This window comes from Terrirubrum flagellatum, from assembly GCF_022059845.1.
GTDB lineage: Bacteria > Pseudomonadota > Alphaproteobacteria > Rhizobiales > Beijerinckiaceae > Terrirubrum > Terrirubrum flagellatum.
The window spans coordinates 3,197,640-3,214,794 of record NZ_CP091851.1 but is presented as its reverse complement, the minus strand read 5'-3'; the positions used below and the strand labels follow the sequence as shown (position 1 = coordinate 3,214,794).

General features: G+C 63.9%; 15 protein-coding genes. 4 read left to right on the top strand and 11 right to left on the bottom strand.

Annotation, left to right across the window (positions count from 1 at the left end; translation table 11 throughout):
- Positions 1–46: 46 nt before the first annotated feature.
- From L8F45_RS15525 to L8F45_RS15515, 3 genes are read left to right on the top strand one after another with little or no spacing between them, the layout of a single operon-like run.
- Positions 47–2,131 carry a hydantoinase/oxoprolinase family protein gene (locus L8F45_RS15525; RefSeq protein WP_342358784.1) on the top strand — a complete coding sequence of 695 codons (2,085 nt, stop codon included), beginning with the start codon at positions 47–49 and terminating at the stop codon, positions 2,129–2,131.
- Between the two features lies 1 nt (position 2,132).
- On the top strand, positions 2,133–3,815 hold the full coding sequence (locus L8F45_RS15520; protein ID WP_342358783.1) for a hydantoinase B/oxoprolinase family protein: 1,683 nt from the start codon (positions 2,133–2,135) through the stop codon (positions 3,813–3,815).
- Complete coding sequence (locus L8F45_RS15515; RefSeq protein WP_342358782.1) at positions 3,812–4,834, top strand: NAD/NADP octopine/nopaline dehydrogenase family protein; 1,023 nt, start codon at positions 3,812–3,814, stop codon at positions 4,832–4,834. The genes L8F45_RS15520 and L8F45_RS15515 overlap by 4 nt, the downstream gene beginning before the upstream one ends.
- 133 nt (positions 4,835–4,967) lie before the next feature.
- Here the strand turns inward: L8F45_RS15515 and L8F45_RS15510 are convergent, their stop codons facing one another.
- Both L8F45_RS15510 and L8F45_RS15505 read right to left on the bottom strand, forming a co-directional pair.
- Positions 4,968–6,623 (bottom strand): ABC transporter permease, encoded by a 1,656-nt coding sequence (locus tag L8F45_RS15510; protein ID WP_342358781.1) that lies wholly within the window; start codon positions 6,621–6,623, stop codon positions 4,968–4,970.
- Positions 6,620–7,690 (bottom strand): ABC transporter ATP-binding protein, encoded by a 1,071-nt coding sequence (locus L8F45_RS15505; RefSeq protein ID WP_342358780.1) that lies wholly within the window; start codon positions 7,688–7,690, stop codon positions 6,620–6,622. Before L8F45_RS15505 ends, L8F45_RS15510 begins: the two co-directional genes overlap by 4 nt.
- Before the next feature lie 95 nt (positions 7,691–7,785).
- On the opposite strand from L8F45_RS15505, the gene L8F45_RS15500 reads away from it, so the two are divergent.
- Positions 7,786–8,766, top strand: coding sequence for an extracellular solute-binding protein (locus tag L8F45_RS15500; protein ID WP_342358779.1), 981 nt, complete (start codon positions 7,786–7,788; stop codon positions 8,764–8,766).
- Positions 8,767–8,872: 106 nt separating this feature from the next.
- On the opposite strand, the gene L8F45_RS15495 is transcribed toward L8F45_RS15500, so the two are convergent.
- The 9 genes from L8F45_RS15495 to L8F45_RS15455 are packed head-to-tail and all read right to left on the bottom strand — an operon-like array spanning position 8,873 to position 17,000.
- Positions 8,873–9,394 carry a hypothetical protein gene (locus L8F45_RS15495; protein WP_342358778.1) on the bottom strand — a complete coding sequence of 174 codons (522 nt, stop codon included), beginning with the start codon at positions 9,392–9,394 and terminating at the stop codon, positions 8,873–8,875.
- Positions 9,395–9,426: 32 nt separating this feature from the next.
- Positions 9,427–10,371, bottom strand: coding sequence for a nucleoside hydrolase (locus L8F45_RS15490; RefSeq protein WP_342358777.1), 945 nt, complete (start codon positions 10,369–10,371; stop codon positions 9,427–9,429).
- Positions 10,368–11,141 (bottom strand): ATP-binding cassette domain-containing protein, encoded by a 774-nt coding sequence (locus tag L8F45_RS15485; protein WP_342358776.1) that lies wholly within the window; start codon positions 11,139–11,141, stop codon positions 10,368–10,370. Before L8F45_RS15485 ends, L8F45_RS15490 begins: the two co-directional genes overlap by 4 nt.
- Before the next feature lie 53 nt (positions 11,142–11,194).
- Positions 11,195–12,196 (bottom strand): sugar ABC transporter substrate-binding protein, encoded by a 1,002-nt coding sequence (locus tag L8F45_RS15480; RefSeq protein WP_342358775.1) that lies wholly within the window; start codon positions 12,194–12,196, stop codon positions 11,195–11,197.
- A complete protein-coding gene (locus tag L8F45_RS15475) occupies positions 12,193–13,134 on the bottom strand; it encodes an ABC transporter permease (RefSeq protein ID WP_342358774.1) in 942 nt (313 codons plus the stop codon). Before L8F45_RS15475 ends, L8F45_RS15480 begins: the two co-directional genes overlap by 4 nt.
- A 5-nt stretch (positions 13,135–13,139) precedes the next feature.
- Complete coding sequence (locus tag L8F45_RS15470; RefSeq protein WP_342358773.1) at positions 13,140–13,922, bottom strand: SDR family NAD(P)-dependent oxidoreductase; 783 nt, start codon at positions 13,920–13,922, stop codon at positions 13,140–13,142.
- On the bottom strand, positions 13,919–14,731 hold the full coding sequence (locus L8F45_RS15465; RefSeq protein ID WP_342358772.1) for a BtpA/SgcQ family protein: 813 nt from the start codon (positions 14,729–14,731) through the stop codon (positions 13,919–13,921). Before L8F45_RS15465 ends, L8F45_RS15470 begins: the two co-directional genes overlap by 4 nt.
- 5 nt (positions 14,732–14,736) lie before the next feature.
- Complete coding sequence (locus tag L8F45_RS15460; RefSeq protein ID WP_342358771.1) at positions 14,737–16,281, bottom strand: xylulokinase; 1,545 nt, start codon at positions 16,279–16,281, stop codon at positions 14,737–14,739.
- Complete coding sequence (locus tag L8F45_RS15455; RefSeq protein WP_342358770.1) at positions 16,278–17,000, bottom strand: GntR family transcriptional regulator; 723 nt, start codon at positions 16,998–17,000, stop codon at positions 16,278–16,280. Before L8F45_RS15455 ends, L8F45_RS15460 begins: the two co-directional genes overlap by 4 nt.
- Positions 17,001–17,155: the final 155 nt, after the last annotated feature.

The following is a 17,155-nucleotide window of genomic DNA, read 5'->3' as shown; positions in this document are numbered from 1 at the left end:
GGCAATTTGAGGCGCGATCTCATCGCGCCTTTGCGAGTTCGGAGTCATGATGTCATCGTCAGCACCGTCCAGCGATCGCCGCCTGCGCATCGGCGTCGATTCCGGCGGCACTTTCACGGATGTCTGCGTGTTCGATGAGACTCTGGGCCAGATCCAGGTCTGGAAAGTCAGCAGCACGCCGGCCGATCCTTCTGTTGGAATCGCGGGCGGCGTCGAGGAGTGGCTGCGCGCATCGGGCGGCGGAAAGGCGGATGCGGCGCGCGTCGTGCATTTTGGCCATGGCACGACTGTCGGCACCAATGCGCTCATTCAGGGCCGCGGCGCGAAGACGGGCCTGGTCACGACCGCGGGCTTTCGCGATGTGCTGGAAATCAGGCGCCAGACGCGACCTGAACTTTACGATCTCCAGACGGAGAAGCCGCCGATCCTCGTTTCACGCGATCTCAGGCTTGAGGTGCGCGAGCGCGTGCTGTTCGATGGCTCGATTCTCGAACCGCTCAACGAGGAGGATGTTCGCAAGGCGGCGCGAAAACTGCGCGCGGAGGGCGTCCAGGCGGTCGCGGTCAGCCTCCTCTTCAGCTTCCTCACGCCCGCGCACGAGGCGCGCATCCGCGAGATCTTCGCGGAGGAATGTCCTGACATGTTCGTGAGCGTCTCGCACGACATCGCGCCCGAATTTCGCGAGTTCGAGCGCACCTCGACCGTAGTGGTGAACGCCTATCTCGGCCCGATCATGAAATCCTATCTGGAGCGTCTGCGTCCGCGTCTCGCGGATGTCGGTGTGAAGCCCGCGCCGCACCTCACCCAAAGCAATGGCGGCGTGATCTCGGCGGATTCGGCGCAGCGCGAGCCGGTGCGCACGGTGCTGTCAGGTCCCGCGGCAGGCGTCATGGGCGCGCTCGCCGTCGGCCGCGCAGCAGACTTCAGCCATCTCATCACTTTCGACATGGGCGGCACGTCGAGCGACGTCGCGCTGATCGAGAATGGTCGTCCGCAGATGGCGAACAGCGCGGACATTCACGGTTATCCGCTGAAAGTGCCGATGCTCGGCATTCACACCGTGGGCGCAGGCGGCGGTTCGATCGCTCGCATGGATAACGGCCTGCTGAAAGTGGGGCCGGCGAGCGCGGGCGCCGATCCCGGTCCCGTCTGCTATGGCCGCGGCAATCGCCAGCCGACGGTGACGGACGCCAATGTCGCGCTCGGCGTTCTCAACCAGACGCATCTGCTTGGCGGCCGCATGCCGATCGACGCTGCGGCATCGCGCGAGGCGATCGCGCGGCTCGCCGACGATCTTGGCATAGCGCCGATGGCCGCGGCAGAAGGGATTATCCGCGTCGTGGTCGCCAACATGGCGAAGGCGGTGCGCGTCATCTCGGTGGAGCGTGGTTATGATCCCCGCGATTTCACGATGATGGCGTTTGGCGGAGCGGGCCCGATTCACGCGGCGCTGCTCGCGCGCGAACTCGACATTCCCCGTGTTCTCGTTCCCAAATATCCCGGCATCATGTGCGCGCTGGGTCTGCTGCTGACTGATCTTCGCACAGACATTTCGCTGACCCGCTACATGCCGTTGCGGGCCGACACGCTTGCGTCCCTGGCGAACGGATTTCGCGAGCTCGACCGTCGCGCCGATGCGTGGTTCGAGCAGGAGCATATTGCGTCGGCGGACCGTGGCGTCGTGAAGGCGCTCGATATGCGCTATGGCGGACAGGGATACGAGCTGACGGTGGCGTGGCCCGCCGAAGCCGATGATGCGGCGCAGCTCGAAACGCTCCGCACGAATTTCGAGACGGTGCACCAGCAGATGTATGGCTACGTCGCGTCCGAAGAGCCGATTCAGGTCACCACCTTGCGGCTTGAGCTTACGGGGCGCGTGCCGAAGGCGGAACTCAGGCGCGCGCCCGCCCCCACGAGCTCGGTCGCGGATGCGAAGATTGGCGAACGCGACGTCTATCTCTCGGCCGCTGACGGCTTCGTGAAATGTCCGGTCTATGATCGTGAGAAGCTCGGCCCTGGCCACAAATTGCACGGGCCTGCGATCATCGAGCAGATGGATTCAACCACATTCGTGCTCGTCGGCCAGACGGCGATGATCGATCCCTATCTCAACATCCTGATCGAGGGCTGAGATGACGAATATGAGCGCATCGCGCGCCGTCGATCCGGTCACAGTGGAGGTCATCGGCAGCGCCTTGTCGACGATCGTCGAGGAGATGGGCAAGGCGCTGATCCGCGCGGCGTTCTCGACCAATATCAAGGAACGGCAGGATTGCTCGACGGCTCTCTTCGATCCGCAGGGCCGCACGATCGCGCAAGCGGAGCGAATCCCGATCCATCTCGGCTCCCTGCTTGGCATCGCCGACTATGTCCTGAAGCATCACGATCTCGCGGGCATCCGCCCGGGCGACGTGTTCATCGGCAACGACGCCCATACCGGCGGCGGCACCCATCTCAACGACATCGTCTTCATGGAGCCGGTGTTTGTCGAAGGCGATCTTGTCGCGTGGGTCGCGAATCTCGCCCATCATTCCGACTTCGTTGATCGCAGTCACGCGCATATCTTTCAGGAAGGCCTGCGTATTCCTCCGATCCGGCTTTATCGCGAGGGCGTGCTGCAGGACGATGTGATGCAGCTCGTCCTTCTGAACTGCCAGGTGCCGCGCGAGCGCATCAACGATTTTCGCGCCCAGATGGCCGCCAACCGGCTCGGGGTTCAGCGCTTTCAGGCGCTCTGCGGCAAGTATGGCAAGGGCGTCGTCGCTGCGGCCAGCGAGGAGATCATGGGTTACGCCGAGCGTAAGACGCGCGCCGGCATCCGCGCCATTCCCGATGGCGTCTATCGCTTCGAGACCGACTTCGACTCGAACCTTGTCGAAAGCATTCTGCATCTCAAGGTCGAGGTGAGAGTCGCGGGCGACGAGATTTTCTTCGACTTCGCCGGCAATCCGCCGCAGGTGCGCGCGCCGATCAATATGGTTTTCACGGCGCTGCTCGCCACGGTCTATTTCGCCGTGAAGACGCTGCTCGATCCGGATACGCCGCCGAATGCGGGCTTCTATCGGCCGATCCATGTCGCCGCGCCGGAAGGCAGCGTGCTCAATGCGGTTGCGCCGGCCGCCGTCTATAGCCGAACCGACATTGCGCAGCGCCTTGTCGACATGATTCTGGCCGCGCTCGCGCCCGCGATTCCGGACAAGGTCTGCGCGGCCTGCACCGGCGGCGGACTTGTCACGACGAGCGGCATGCATCCGCGCACGGGACGTTTCTATGTCTATAACGACATGAATGGCGGCGGCATGGGCGCGCGCGCCGCCAGAGACGGCCTCGACGGCGTGCAGGTTCACACAACTAACACCGCAAATCTTCCTGTTGAGGCGCTTGAACTTGAACATCCGATCCGCGTCGAATGCTATGAGCTGGTGCGCGATTCCGGAGGGCCGGGAACGTTCCGCGGTGGCATGGCGATGCGGCGGCGCACGCGAATCCTCGATCATGTCGCGACCGTTTCCGCGGGCGGCACCAACAGCGTCATTCCACCGTTTGGAATCTTCGGCGGATATCCAGGCGAGACCTGCAAGGTTGAACTGAGCGAAGGCGCGAGGCCGCTCGTGAAGCGCGCGGGCGTGCTTCAGCCCGGACAATCGCTTGCGATGATCGGCGCGTCCGGCGGCGGCTATGGCGATCCGGTGAAACGGGACCGCGACCGCGTTGAGAAAGACCTGCGCGAAGACCGCATCTCCGCGCGCGCCGCCATCGAGATTTATGGACTGGATCCAGACGCTGCGCGGCGTCTCGATCCTTCGCGCTCATGAAGGTCGGCATTCTCGGCGCCGGCGGCGTCGCGTTTGGCTACGCCGCCTTTCTGCGCGAAGCAGGACATCAGCCAAGGCTCTGGTCTCCGTCCGGACGCGGCGTGGCGCCGTTTCTCGCCGGCGAGCAGCTCACAGCGACAGGCGCAGTCAGCGCAAGCTTCATGCCGGATGTCGCGACGGATCCCGCCTTTGTCGCCGACATGGATGCGTTGATCGTCGCTGTTCCCGGATACGGCTATCGCTCTGTCTTCAACGCCATCGTTCCGCACGTCAGAGCTGGCGCGACAATCATCATCAGCGCGCATCTCTCGATGGCGGCGCGTTATCTGACGCGGCGTCTGGCGGAGCGAAATGTCGAGACGCCCGTGCTCGCATGGGGCACGACGGCGTTGATGGGCCGCAAGACGTCGCCAAGCTCGGTCGAGATTGGCGGCGTGCGCCGTGAGATCGATCTGGCCGCAGCGAATCCGCGCGATGGCGCCAACGGCCTCGCGATGTGCGTTGCGCTGTTTGGAGAGCGCTTCAAACTCCATGATGATTTGATGGCGATCCAGCTCGGCAATCTCAATCCGCCGATCCATCTCGCCAGCGCGCTCTGCAACTTCACGCGCATCGAGCGCGGCGAGAACTGGGCGAATTATGACGGCATCACGCCGGCGGTTGCGCGGCTGGTCGAGGCGCTCGATCGCGAACGGCTCGCGCTTGCCGCTGCGTTCGGCGTCGAGGTTCGCAGTGTCGAGCGACATTATCAGCTCACTTTCGGGTTTCCGCCCGGCGAAAGTCTCGCCGCCATGGCGGCCGAAGTGCATCGGCAGCGAGGCGGCCCGCCGGGGCCGAAAAGCCTGCAGACCCGATTTGTGATCGAGGATGTTCCGTTCGGAATCGTGCCGCTCGTTCGTATTGGCCGTCGTTTCAATATGCCGATGACGTTGCACGAGGCCGGGGTGAAGCTGTTTGACGCACTCTACGGATGCAGCTTCGAGCAAATGAATGATCTGCTTGAAGCGGACAGTCCGTAAGCGCCAAAGCCTCGTGATAGATCTGCCTCAAGCCCGGCTGTAAATCGGTGTTGCGTCACCCTCGAATGCGCATCGCTGCTTTCGCGCATCGGAGAATCGTGCGGAGCTGCCAAGTAGCGTCGCTGGCGCAGTTCTAAAGCAATACCTCACGGCGCCTGCCCGAGAGCGCGAAGGCTGCTCCAACCGCCATCATGGTCAGCAGCAACAGAATGCTCGCGAGCGCTGAAGCAAGTCCGTACTCTCCATCGAGCACGGCCAGATAGATGCGGACCGGCATTGTCGCTGTGCCGCCGACATAGAGAACCAATGACGAGGACAATTCGTTCATGGCGGTGACGAGGCTCATGAGCGCTCCCGCCATGATGCCCGGCGCAATCAGCGGCGCGGTGACCTTGAGAAAGGCCCGGCCGGGCGAGAGGCCAAGGCTGATCGCAGCGTCTTCCAGATTGGCGCTGAGTTGCTTGAGCGCCGCCGCCACCGATCTGACGGAATAGGGCAGGCGGCGAATAAAAATCGCGAGAATAATGATCAGTCCCGTGCCCGTGATGGCGACTGGCGGCGCATTGAACTGCGCGATGAAGGCGATGCCCATTACGACCCCCGGCACGACGTAGGGGATCATCAGAACGCCATCGAGCGCGGCGGTGGCTGGTTGCGGGCGGCGCGCGACGAGATAGCCGATCAGCGTGCCGATCACGACGATCGTGATGACCGATGCAGCAGAATAGACAAGCGTGTTCCAGATTGGCGTCGACACCGTTGCGATGACCCGCTCGTAACTTTGAAGGCTGAAGCCCGGCTGGAACACAGGTCCGCTGGTGCGTCGGAAGGAGAAGATCACGGCGGTGATCGCCGGCGTGGCGCCAACCAGTACGATCGCATAGGCCGCAATGTGCATCGCGACGCCTCGCCAGCCAATCGCGGGCTTCGGCTCCGGACGGCGGAGAAGGTTGCCGGCATAGACGTTCCGGCGTGTTGCGCGGCGCTGCAGCGCAACCAGCGTCATCGAGATTGCGATGAGCACAAGGCTGAGCGTGGACGCCATGCCAGGATTACCGCCCATCTCGCTGCCGAATTGCACGAACGCCTCGGTCGCGAGCACGCTGAGATCACGCCCGATCAGGCGCGGCGTTCCGAAGTCCGCAATCGACAGCACGAAGGTGAGCAGTGCGGCGGCGGAGATCGATGGCGTGATGAGCGGCAAGGTGATGGTCAGGAGCCGTCGCATTGGCGATACGCCAAGGCTTTCCGCAGCTTCCTCCACCGAGCGGTTCACCGCTGCGAGCGCGCCCGACACGATCAGGAAAACATGCGGGAAAAACTTGAAGGAGAACACCAGGATGACGCCGGTCGCGCCATATATGGATGGCAGCGAAACGCCGAAAGACGCCAGCGCGTTGCGAGCGACGCCGTTGGCGCCGAACAGTACGATCCAGGCATAGGCGCCGATGAACGGCGGAGAAACGAGCGCGACCACCGCAAGCGTCTGGATGAGCGCGCGACCCCGGACGCGATAGCGAGTCACCAGAAAGGCTAGGGAGACACCGAGCATGAGCGACCCCGCCATGCCGCCAAACCCGACCAGCAGCGTGTTGCCGATCGCCCGGCGATAGGATCGAAGCATGAACACATCGACATAATTGCCGAGCGAAAATGCGCCCGTGTCGTTGTCGCGAAAGCTCGCGAACAGGATCGTCGAAAGCGGCCAGATCAGCAGCAGAATGATGACCGCCCAGGCCAGCGCGAGGACGCCGGTCCAGATGTCGATGCGGCCGAAGCGCGCCCTCATGAGCGGCCGAACGCTGAGGGCAGCGCGTCGCCTTGTGCGTCAAAGGCGATGATTCTGTCGAAGGGGAGACTGACCTCGATGGTCTGTCCATCGACCGAAATAAGATCGGGCGTTGGCCCCGCAACCTGCGCGATAATCTCTCCCGCATCGGTCGCAATGGCGTAGTGCGCCTCGCGGCCAAGAAAAGTGACTTTGGAGACCTTTCCGCTCAGATGAATAGCGTTCGCGCTCGTGCGATCCATGCGAATGACGACATCCTCCGGGCGGATCGCCAGCTCCGCGCAAGCCTTCAGAGCACCGCCGGCGAGGCGCCGCTTCCACGCGGTCGATGCATCGCCTGAAGCCGGGATGAAGTTCATGGCGCCGACGAAGGACGCCGCAAATCGCCTCACGGGCCGTCGATAAATCTCGTAGGGAGCGCCGACTTGCTCAATCCGCCCCGCATTCATCACACAGATGCGATCGGAAATGGCGAGCGCCTCCTCCTGATCGTGGGTGACGTAGATCGTCGTCACGCCGAGGCTCTTCTGCAGATCTCGAATGTCCTCGCGCAATTCGAGACGCAGCTTCGCGTCGAGATTGGAGAGCGGCTCGTCCATCAGCAGAAGCTTGGGCCGGATCACCATGGCGCGAGCGATGCCTACGCGCTGCTGCTGCCCGCCGGATAATTCCGAAGGGAACCGCTCGGCCAGTCGGTCCATCCGCACCATCCGAAGACCGTCAGCCACGCGAGCCTCGATCTCGGCCTTGGGAAGCTTCCGCGCCTTGAGGCCGAACGCGATGTTGCCGGCGACCGTCAGGTGAGGGAACACAGCGTAGTCCTGGAAGACCATACCGATGTCGCGCGTGTGGGCGGGCTTCCTGTCGATGCGTTCGCCGTCGAGCGACGCCTCGCCGGCGTCAGGGCGCTGAAAGCCTGCGATGATGCGAAGCAGCGTTGTCTTGCCGCAGCCGCTTGGGCCAAGGAGCGTGAAGAACTCGCCCGACCGGATATCGAGGTCAACGCCCTGAAGAACGGTCGCGTCGCCGAAGCTCTTCTTCACTCCCCTGATCTGAAGCGACGACAATCGCGCCCTCCCGGCGAATCCTTGGCCGGCTATTGATGAGGCCTTATGGTTCCTGCCACAATGGCGGCGGAGCCAAAAAGGGTGGAGGAACAAAGATGCGGTTCGGCGTGAGGATCGGCTTCGCAGCCCTGGGGCTCGCCCTTGTGTTTGCAGGCGGCGCGGCGGCGCAGGAAAAGCGGGTGGTGGTCTACACCGCCCACAACACCACGATCGTCAACGCCTTGCAGCCGCGCTTCGAGAAGGAAACCGGCATCAAGGTCGATGTCGTCAAGGCGGGTTCGGGCGACATCATCAAGCGCATCCGGGCCGAAGCCGGCGCGCCGCGCGCCGACGTCATCTGGAGCATTGGCGGCGAGACGCTCGAAGACAACAAGGATGTCATCGCGGCCTATCAGCCCCGGGACGCGGCGGTGATGCTGCCGGCCTACAAGGTCAGCCCCGAATGGCTTCCCTATACCGGCATCGTCGCAGTCTTCGCCGTGAACACGAAGCTGCTCAAACCCGCCGATTATCCCAAAACGTGGAAGGACCTCGCCGACGCCAGGTGGAAAGGCAAAGTCTCATCCGCGCGCGCGGATACGTCCGGTTCTTCTTTCCAGCAACTCGCGACGGTTCTGCTCGCCTATGGCGACAAGGGCTGGGACGTCTACAAGGGGATATTGACGAATTTTGCGATCTCCGACAGCTCGGGCGCAGTCTGCCGTTTTGTCAATGATGGCGAAGCGCTCGTCGGGATTACGCTCGAGGACAACGCGCTCGAATATGTGCGCAACGGCGGCAACGTCGCGATCGTCTACCCCGAAGACGGCACATCCACGGTCGCGGACGGCGTCGCACTGGTGAAGGGATCGCCCAACGCGGAAAACGGCAAGGTGTTCATCGATTGGTTGCTGTCCAAACCCATACAGGAGTTCCTGGTGTCCGAAATCGGACGTCGGTCTGTGCGCTCGGACGTCAACGCGACTGGCCTCAAGCCGATCTCAGAAATCAAGCTGATCAACTATGATATGAAGACCGTCGCGCAGAATCGCGTCGCCTGGATCAATCAGTTCAAGAAAGCCATGGCGGATCGATAGGATCGTATCGAGCGGTCGACGGCCTCCGTACAGCTGGGCGCTGCTCGACTGTTCTTGCCCGCGCTGGCGCGCCGTTGAGTTAGCGGGCGCGGGTCGGAGGCGCGATTTATTTGCACGCCTCCGCGCATCCAGCTTCCCAGAACGGAGCGTCCGGCCGATAGAGCGGGATCATCGGACGATCCTTCCGGCCGGGAAGGTCGGCAGGCGTCGGGCTCACGACGTCCCACCATCGATGGGCGCATTGCGACCGCCACGCCATCTGGTCGGAAATGCTGGTTCCCTCACGCGCGAGCGCGTCGTCGAGCGCATGGCAGGCGCTGCGCAGGCGCGCGTCCGCCGCGTCGCTCGCGTGATTGGCGTAGTCGTGGAAAGCCTCCGTGAAAACAGTCATCTCTCGCGCGATATGAGGCCACTCCTTGCGATCGAGATGCCAGGCGGCCATCCATTCTCCGACGACGATCTCGACGGCCTCGGCCTTTGGTCGATCTTTCACTTTTTTCGCTGTCGTCAGCATATGTCGCATCAACTCTGCGCGCGCGTGAACATGGCGCGCCTTGAGCGCCGCGTCCTTCATCGCCGCGATCGCCGCGTCGGCTTCGTTTTTCAGCTCTGCAATAAAGTGCGTCATGGCTTTCCGTCGAAGCGGTGAATTGAAACGGATCAGGGAAGCGTCGCCAGTCGCTCGATGATGCGATCGAACAGAATGGTCGCATCGACCTTGTTGAGCACATGCGCATTTGGTGGTTTGCGCAGGCGATTATTCCAGTCGATCGTTGTGCGCCCGCGCAATGGGCTGGCGCTCGTGTCGATCTCGACGAAGCAGTCGCGCCCTTCAAACAACTCCGGCCACAAGAGCCAGGCGATAACGCAGACATCGTGCATGGGGTGCCCGTCTGTTCCCAGGCCGGTCGGGCGGGGCCGCGTCAGCATGCCGTGGACGGCGCGGCCGGTCGCGCTTCCCAGCGCGCCGATGCGCGCGATCTGGTCACGGCTGCAGATCGCTTGCAATGTGAGATTGAGGCCCATCATGACGATCTTCGCGCCTGAGCCGAAGACGATCGCGGCCGCGTGAGGATCGACATAGGCGTTGAATTCCGCCGCTGGCGTAATGTTGCCGAGATTCATCGCGCCGCCCATCAGGATGATGCGCCTGATCTTCGGCAGAATGTCGGGCGCAAGCCGCAACGCGAGCGCGATATTCGTCAGCGGCCCGATCGGGCAGAGCGTGACGCCTCCGTGAGGAGCCGCGCGCAGTTGCGCAATGATGAAGTCGACCGCATGCGCAGACCGCGGCGCGCGCGTGGTGAGTGGAAGATTGGCGCCCGCAAGACCGTCGGGGCCGCTGACGAACTCAGCCGTCTCCAGCGCATAAACAAGAGGTCCCACCGCGCCCGAATGGACGGGAATATCAGGGCGCTGCGCGAGATCGCAGATTCGCAACGCATTCAAGGTCGTTTGCACGACCGGCACATTGCCGGCGACGGCCGTCACCCCCGCAAGCGCGATCTCGCGCGGCGAAGCCAGCGCCAGCAGGATCGCGACGGCGTCGTCCTGCCCGGGATCGGTGTCGATGATGATTGTTTCGGCCATGGCGATGATGCTCACGCGGCCTTGGCGCCCGCGCCCATGATCATGTGGGTGAGATCATCAGCGGTCAGTCCGTCAATCGGACAATCGATGAGCTTGCGTCCGCCGCTCAGGATGGCGACGCGATCGGCCAGCGCCACCACGTCGCGCATGTTGTGGCTGATCAGGATCACCGTGCGCCCTTCGGCCTTGAGCTTGCGGATGAGGTCGAGCACCTGCGCCGTCTCCTTGACGCCCAGCGCAGCGGTGGGTTCATCCATGATGATGATCTCGGCGTTCCAGCGCAGCGCGCGCGAAATCGCGACCGCCTGACGTTGGCCGCCGGACAGTCGCTCGACCGGCCGCGACATGTCGGTGATCGCAATCGACAGACGCGAAAGATAGCCTTGCGCCTCGGCAGCCATGCGCTTCTTGTCGAGGACGCGGATGAAGGGGACGACGACAGAGCGCGTCAGCTCCGCGCCCATGAACACATTCTGCGCAATGGAGAGGCGAGGGGCGAGCGCGAGATCCTGATAGATCGTGGCGACGCCCTGCGCGAGCGCGTCGTGGGGCGAGCGGAAGACGACCTCTTTGCCGCGCAAAAGCATCACGCCGTTCGTGGGCTCCTGCGCGCCAGAGATCACCTTGATCAGGCTCGACTTGCCGGCGCCGTTGTCGCCGCAGATCGCAACCACTTCACCAGGATAGATGTCGAGGTCGACATGACGCACAGCCACGACAGCGCCGTAGCTTTTGCCGATTCCGCGCAGGGAAAGAATCGGCTGCTTGTCTGCAACGTCTGGCATGAGCTTCTCGGGCGATCGGAAAGAGAGCCGGGGCTTTCGCCCCGGCCTGCATCTCACTTGAGGAACTGCTTCACGTTGGATTGATCGACCAGCACCGCTTCGGTGAAGAGATAGGGGCCAGCCGTAATCGAATCCTTGGGCTGCTTCTTCACCACGATCGCTTCTATGGCGTCGACCGCCTGCTTGCCCATGTCCTCGAAGGGAACGGCGACGGACGCAAGCAGCGTCGAGTCGGGATCTGCGATGCGCGCATAGGTTTCGGGCCCGCCATCGACTGAAACCAGCGGAATCTGGCCCTTCTTCACGCCGGCCGCTTTGAGGAGGTCGTCGATGATATAGGCCTGGCCGTCGAACGACGCCCAGACGCCATTGATCTTGCCCTGGTTCTGCAACAGCAGCGCCTGCATGCCGGAGCGCACGTCATCACGCCAGCTTTGAGTGCGCGCCATGGAGAATTTGCCGAGTTCCTTCACGGCCTGGTTCTCCGACAGCACATCGTCGAGAATCTTGCCGCGGATGCGCGAGGCGACGTTGAGATCGAAGCGCGACGTGATGATGTTGCCCTGATAGCCGAGCTTGCCCAGGAGATAGAGCGCCGCTTCCGCGCCGATCTTGTATTCGTTGGTCTGAATGTCGAACAGCGCATGCGGGCTCGCGCCCGATTGCACGGTGATCACGGGAATGCCCTTGTCCTTCGCCGCCTTGAACTGGGCGTCGGCCTCAACCGGTTTACCCATCGCGATGATGATCGCATCGACTTTCTTCGCGATCAGCGCGTCGAACTGCTCCGCATGCTTGGGAAGCGATCCTTCGGAATTGAGCAGCGTCACGCTCCAGCCCTTGGCCTTCGCCGCTGCGGCCGCTGCGTTCGCAACGCGCGCATGCGTTTCCGACGAAAACTGGAAGCCGATCACGCCAAGCTCAAATGCGTTCGCCGCCTGGCCGAGCGACAGCAGAGCCGCCGCCGACAAAATCCATTTCTTCAACCCCGGCATTTTTCCCTCCTCCATGCGGCGACGAGCGCCGCCCTCAAACGCCTTGATGGCGAAACTCATATCTTGAACGCCGCCTTCTTCACGAAGCCCGCGGAAAAAGCGACCGATCCGATGATGATGACGCCCAGCACCATATCCTGAACATAGTAGGCGGCGCCAAGCAGAACCAAGCCGTTGCCTAACACCTTGAGCACCAGGGCCGCGAAGACCGTGCCGCCGACATTGGGGCGGCCGGGCTCGAACATGGTCATGCCGAGCAGCACCGCGGCGATCGCGTAGAGGAAATAATCGCCCGCCATGTTTGGCGCAGCGGATGAGAGGTTGGCCGCCAGCAGCACGGCGGCGACGCCCGCGAACAGGCCCGAAAGCAGGAGGCCAATGCGCTTCATGCGCGCTGTAGCGACACCCGCGAGCCTCGCCGCCTCATCTGCTTCGCCGGTCGCGATCATATGCGCGCCGATGCGCGTCCATTTCAGAAGGATGTAGGCGAAGATCGTCGCAAGGGCGAGCCAGAGCACGAGATTGGGAACGCCGAACGTCGTCCCGCGCGCAAGCCCGGTGAAGGATGTTGGCCAGCGGCCGACGAAAGCGACGCCTTGCGTGATAGCGAAAGCCAGCCCGCGTGCGATGGCGGCCGTTCCCAGCGTGACGATGAGCGACGGCACACGCAGCACCGTGACGCCGAAACCGTTGAAAGCGCCGAGCGCCGCGCCGACGAGAAGGCCCGCCGCCACGGCGACAAACGGATCATACTGCTTGTAGACCAGCCAGCCCGTGACGACAGCCGCAAGGCTCGCGATTTCCGCGATCGAGAGATCGAGTTCGGCGATGGTGAAGGCGAGCGCGAAGCCGAGCGCAAGAATTGCGAGGAAGCTCGTATCCTTGAGCACATTAATCAGGTTCGCGGGCGTCGCGAAATTCGGCGCCGTGAACAGGAAGAAAACGATGAGCGCAAGCCCGGCGAGCGCCGTGCCATAGCGTTCGATGACGGCGCTCATGCCGCTCAGGCTCCCTTGGCGATTGTGGAGATCGGCGACAAGATCTCGATGCCGCCGGTGATGGGAATAAGCGCGCCGGTGACGAAGGCGGCGCCGGGCGAAATCAGAAAGGCGAGAACGGACGCGACATCCTCGGGCCGTCCGAGACGTCCAAGCGGCGTGCGGATCGCGGCGCCTTCAACGAGCGCGTTGAACTGTTGCGCGAAGCCGCCGCGCACCATGGGCGTGTCGATGATGCCAGGCGCGACTGCGTTGACGCGAACGCCATGACGGCCGAGTTGCTGCGCCATGCCGTAGGTCAATGTCGCGACGCCGCCCTTGGCGGAGCCGTAGGCGAGATTGGCGCCGCCATTGGCATGGGCGATCGAGGAGATGTGCGCAATCGCGCCGCCATCGCCCTGCGCGATCATTTGCCGAGCGACCGCTTTCGAAAGGCGGAACACCGCCGCGAGATTGATGTCGACGAGCTTGTCCCATTCCTCGTCCTCCATCTCGACGAGAGGGACAGGACGCGAGGCGCCGGCGCCCGTGACGAGATTGTCGATCCGGCCGAAGCGCTCGACGGCGAGCGCGACCAATCGCGCAGGGAGATCGCGGTCGCGCACATCGCCTGCAAGCGACGCGACCTCGGCGCCGTCGCGCGTGAGTTCTGTGGCGAGCGCCGCAAGCGGCGCGTCTTCGAAAGCGGTCAGCACGAGCCGGTGGCCGGATTGCGCCAGCATACGCGCCAGCGCGCTGCAGATGCCGCCGGACGCGCCTGAGATGAGCGTGACAGGCTGCGCGCTCATGCCGCCTCGCGCATTTCATAGGCGCGCACGAAAGCTTCCGCCCGGCGCGGTTCGACCGGATTGAGCGTCTGCCGGTCCTTCTTGATCGAGGTGCCGACGATGAACATGTCTGCGACAGTTGCAAGGCGCGCGATGTTCTCTTCCGCGACGCCGGTGCCAACCGCGACGGGCGTATCCGGCACCTGTTTCGCGACGCGCTCGATGACGGACATGTCGGCCTCCTTGCCGGCCGCCGGGCCGCCGACGCAGACCACATCGGCGAGACCGATGAAGACCGCGCCCGACGCCTGCTGTTCGACGCCGCGCGTATCGAGATTGATCGAGAAGCCGGGCGTCACGTTGCAGATGATGCGGATAGTCTCGGCGCCGAGGCTGGCGCGCAGGCGCAAGGCGCGTGCGCCGTCAGGCGTCATCATGCCGATGTCGCCGGCAAGCGCGCCGGTCAGGAAGGCGCGCACGAAGCGCCCGCCGGTCGCGTGAGCGACAGCGATCGAGGCCGGCGGATCAATCAACATGTTGACGCCATGCGGCAGCTTCGTATGCGCTTGGCACTCGGCGATGACCTCGGTCATCGCGGCGACAGCCTCGATCGGCATCGAGGCTTCATAGGGCATGTCGGACTCGTTGGTGTAGAGCAACGCATGAAAGCCGGCGTCTTCCAGAGCTTTCGCTTCCTCGCGCGCCTGCGCAATGATTTTCCGCATGCCGCTGATGCGGTCATAGAGCGGGGCGCCGGGGAGCGCGAGCGTGTGAACGCAGCCGATCAGCAGATGGTCGCGGCCATATTCCTCGCGCACGAGCGTCTTCATCGCAGTCAATCCCCGAACGTGAAAAGAGGGCCGTGAACGCCGGGCAGCGCGCCCGACTGGCGGGCGAGCGCGGCGAGATCGCGCGAAATCGCCGCCAGCGCGGACTCGCTGCGGCGGTAGAGATCGAAGAGTTTGCGATAGGCGGCGGCGCGCGTCGGGTCAGGCTCATATCGACGCGTCGCTTTCACGAGCGCGTGTTGCGCGTCTGAGATCGTCAGAAATTCGCCGACGCCCGTCCAGGCGACGATCGCCGCGCCGAGGAGCCCGGGCTCCGGCGCGACTGGCGTCACGACAGGCCGTTCGCAGATGTCGGCCTTGATCTGGCGCCAGATCGGATTGGAGGCGGCCCCGCCTCCAAAGCGGATCTCCGACACCCTGCGGCCCAGCGCGCTTTCCGCGCGTTCCATCACGACGCGATTGAGGAAAGCGACGCCTTCCAGCACAGCCCAGGCGAGATCGCCAGCGCCGTGCGCGCGATTGAGACCGATGAAGGCGCCGCGCAGCGACGGGTCCCAATAGGGCGTTCGTTCGCCCTGAAGATAGGGCAGAAACAGCAGCGGTTGCGGATCGCGACGCGCTGAAAGCAGCGCGTCAAGTCGCGCGGCGACCGGTGGTGGCGAAATCGCGTCGCCCGGATGCAGCAGCGACATGAGCCATGCGACAGTGTCGGCGCCGTTTTGTCCAGGTCCGCCAAGCTGGAAAAGACCGCGCCAGTCGACCGACATCAGACCGTCGGCGAAGCCGCGCTCCTCGCTCATGACGCCGAAGACTTCCGTCGTGCCTGAGATGTTGTAGGCGAAACCATCCTGCAGCGCGCCGAGGCCGGCGACCGCCGCCCAGGTGTCGGTCGAGCAGCAAATCACGGGAACGCCCGCAAGAGAGTCGAACGGCGCCGGCAGATCGTCGCGAATGCGCGCGACATCGGCTGTGGGCTCACGCAACTCCGGCAGAATCGAGCGCGGCGCGCCGATAGCATCAAGCAATGATCGCCCATCTGCGGCCGGCGCCGCCGCCGCGGCGAGACGCGCCATGGAGATCGGATCGCTGGCGCGTTGGCCCGTCAGCTTGAAATTCAGAAAGTCCTTGGGATCAAGGATCGTCGTCACTCTGCGGAAGCAGGCTTCCTCTTCGTCGCGAAGCCAGGCGAGGCGCGCGAGCGGATGAAACGCATTGATCTGGGCGCGCTCGGGATGGTCCTGCGGCAGCGTGGCGGATAGCGCGTCAACGGAGCGCTCCGCGCGCGCGTCGCGCCATGTGATCGCGTGCCTCAACGGTTCGCCGTCGCGGCCCAGAAAGACTTGCGTGCGCGTCACGCCGCAGATCGCGACCGCGCGGATTTTTGAGAACAGCGTGGGCTCCGCCTCGCGCAATGCGCTTGCCGCCTCGATCAACGCGCGCCACCAATCAGCCGGATCGATCTCCGACCAGCCGAGGCGATCGCGCGTCGTCGGTCCTTGAATGACATGCGTTGCGCGCGCCTCGCCCTCGCGATCGACAAGGGCGGCGCGGAAACTCGTTCCACCGAGATCGCAGGCGAGCACGACGCTCATGGCTCGTCGTCTCCGAGCCTGCGATGCACGCTGAAGCGATAGAGATCGCCGCGCACGAGATTGTCGCTCACCTCGATCACGCGCCCGTCGCGATCGCGCGCGGTCCTGTGCGAACGAAAGACCGCGGAGCCTTCCGGAATTTCCAGCAGCGCCGCTTCGCCGGCGGCGACATTGACCGGCTCCAGCGTCTCCTCGATTGATGCGGCGGAAAGCCCATGTTGTACGAAAAGGTATCTGTAAAGAGAGGCGTTGTTGAGCTCGCTCTCAGCCTCAGGTCCGAGATAGCGAGCCGAGACATAAGAGCGCTGGAGGACTGCAGGCTGATCGTCGAGACAACGCAGGCGAAGCAGCTCGCCGACGCCGTCGTGGGCGGCCTCGGCCCCGAACAGCGCGAATTCGGCCGTGGTCGCCTTGCGCCTCTCCAGACTGATCAGGCGAGTGCGCGGCGTTCGGCCGGCGGCGCGCGACTCCGTGTGAAAATCAACAAGACTGCCAAGGTGTTTGACGATTTGCGGCGGCCTGAAAAAGGTGCCGCTACCCTGCCGTCGCTCGATCAACCCCTGTTTTTCCAGCCGGTCGAGCGCGGCGCGGATCGTCGTCCGGCTGGCTCCGAAGCGCGAGCACAGCTCGTTCTCGGACGGGAGCGGGCGCGGCTGCGAGCCGCCGGCGGCGCGCAGATCGGCTTCAAGGCTCTCCGCAATGTCGAGATAACGGACCACCAGCTCCCCCAGCGGGAGCATTAAAGGATACAAATAAGATACAAGTCAAGCGGATGATAAAGGCACAAGCCACCGGCGCGCTCGCCTGCTCCATGGCGCTTCCTCGACGCGCGAGCGATGGTTCACGCGCGCCGGTTTTCACATGGCGCGCGGAT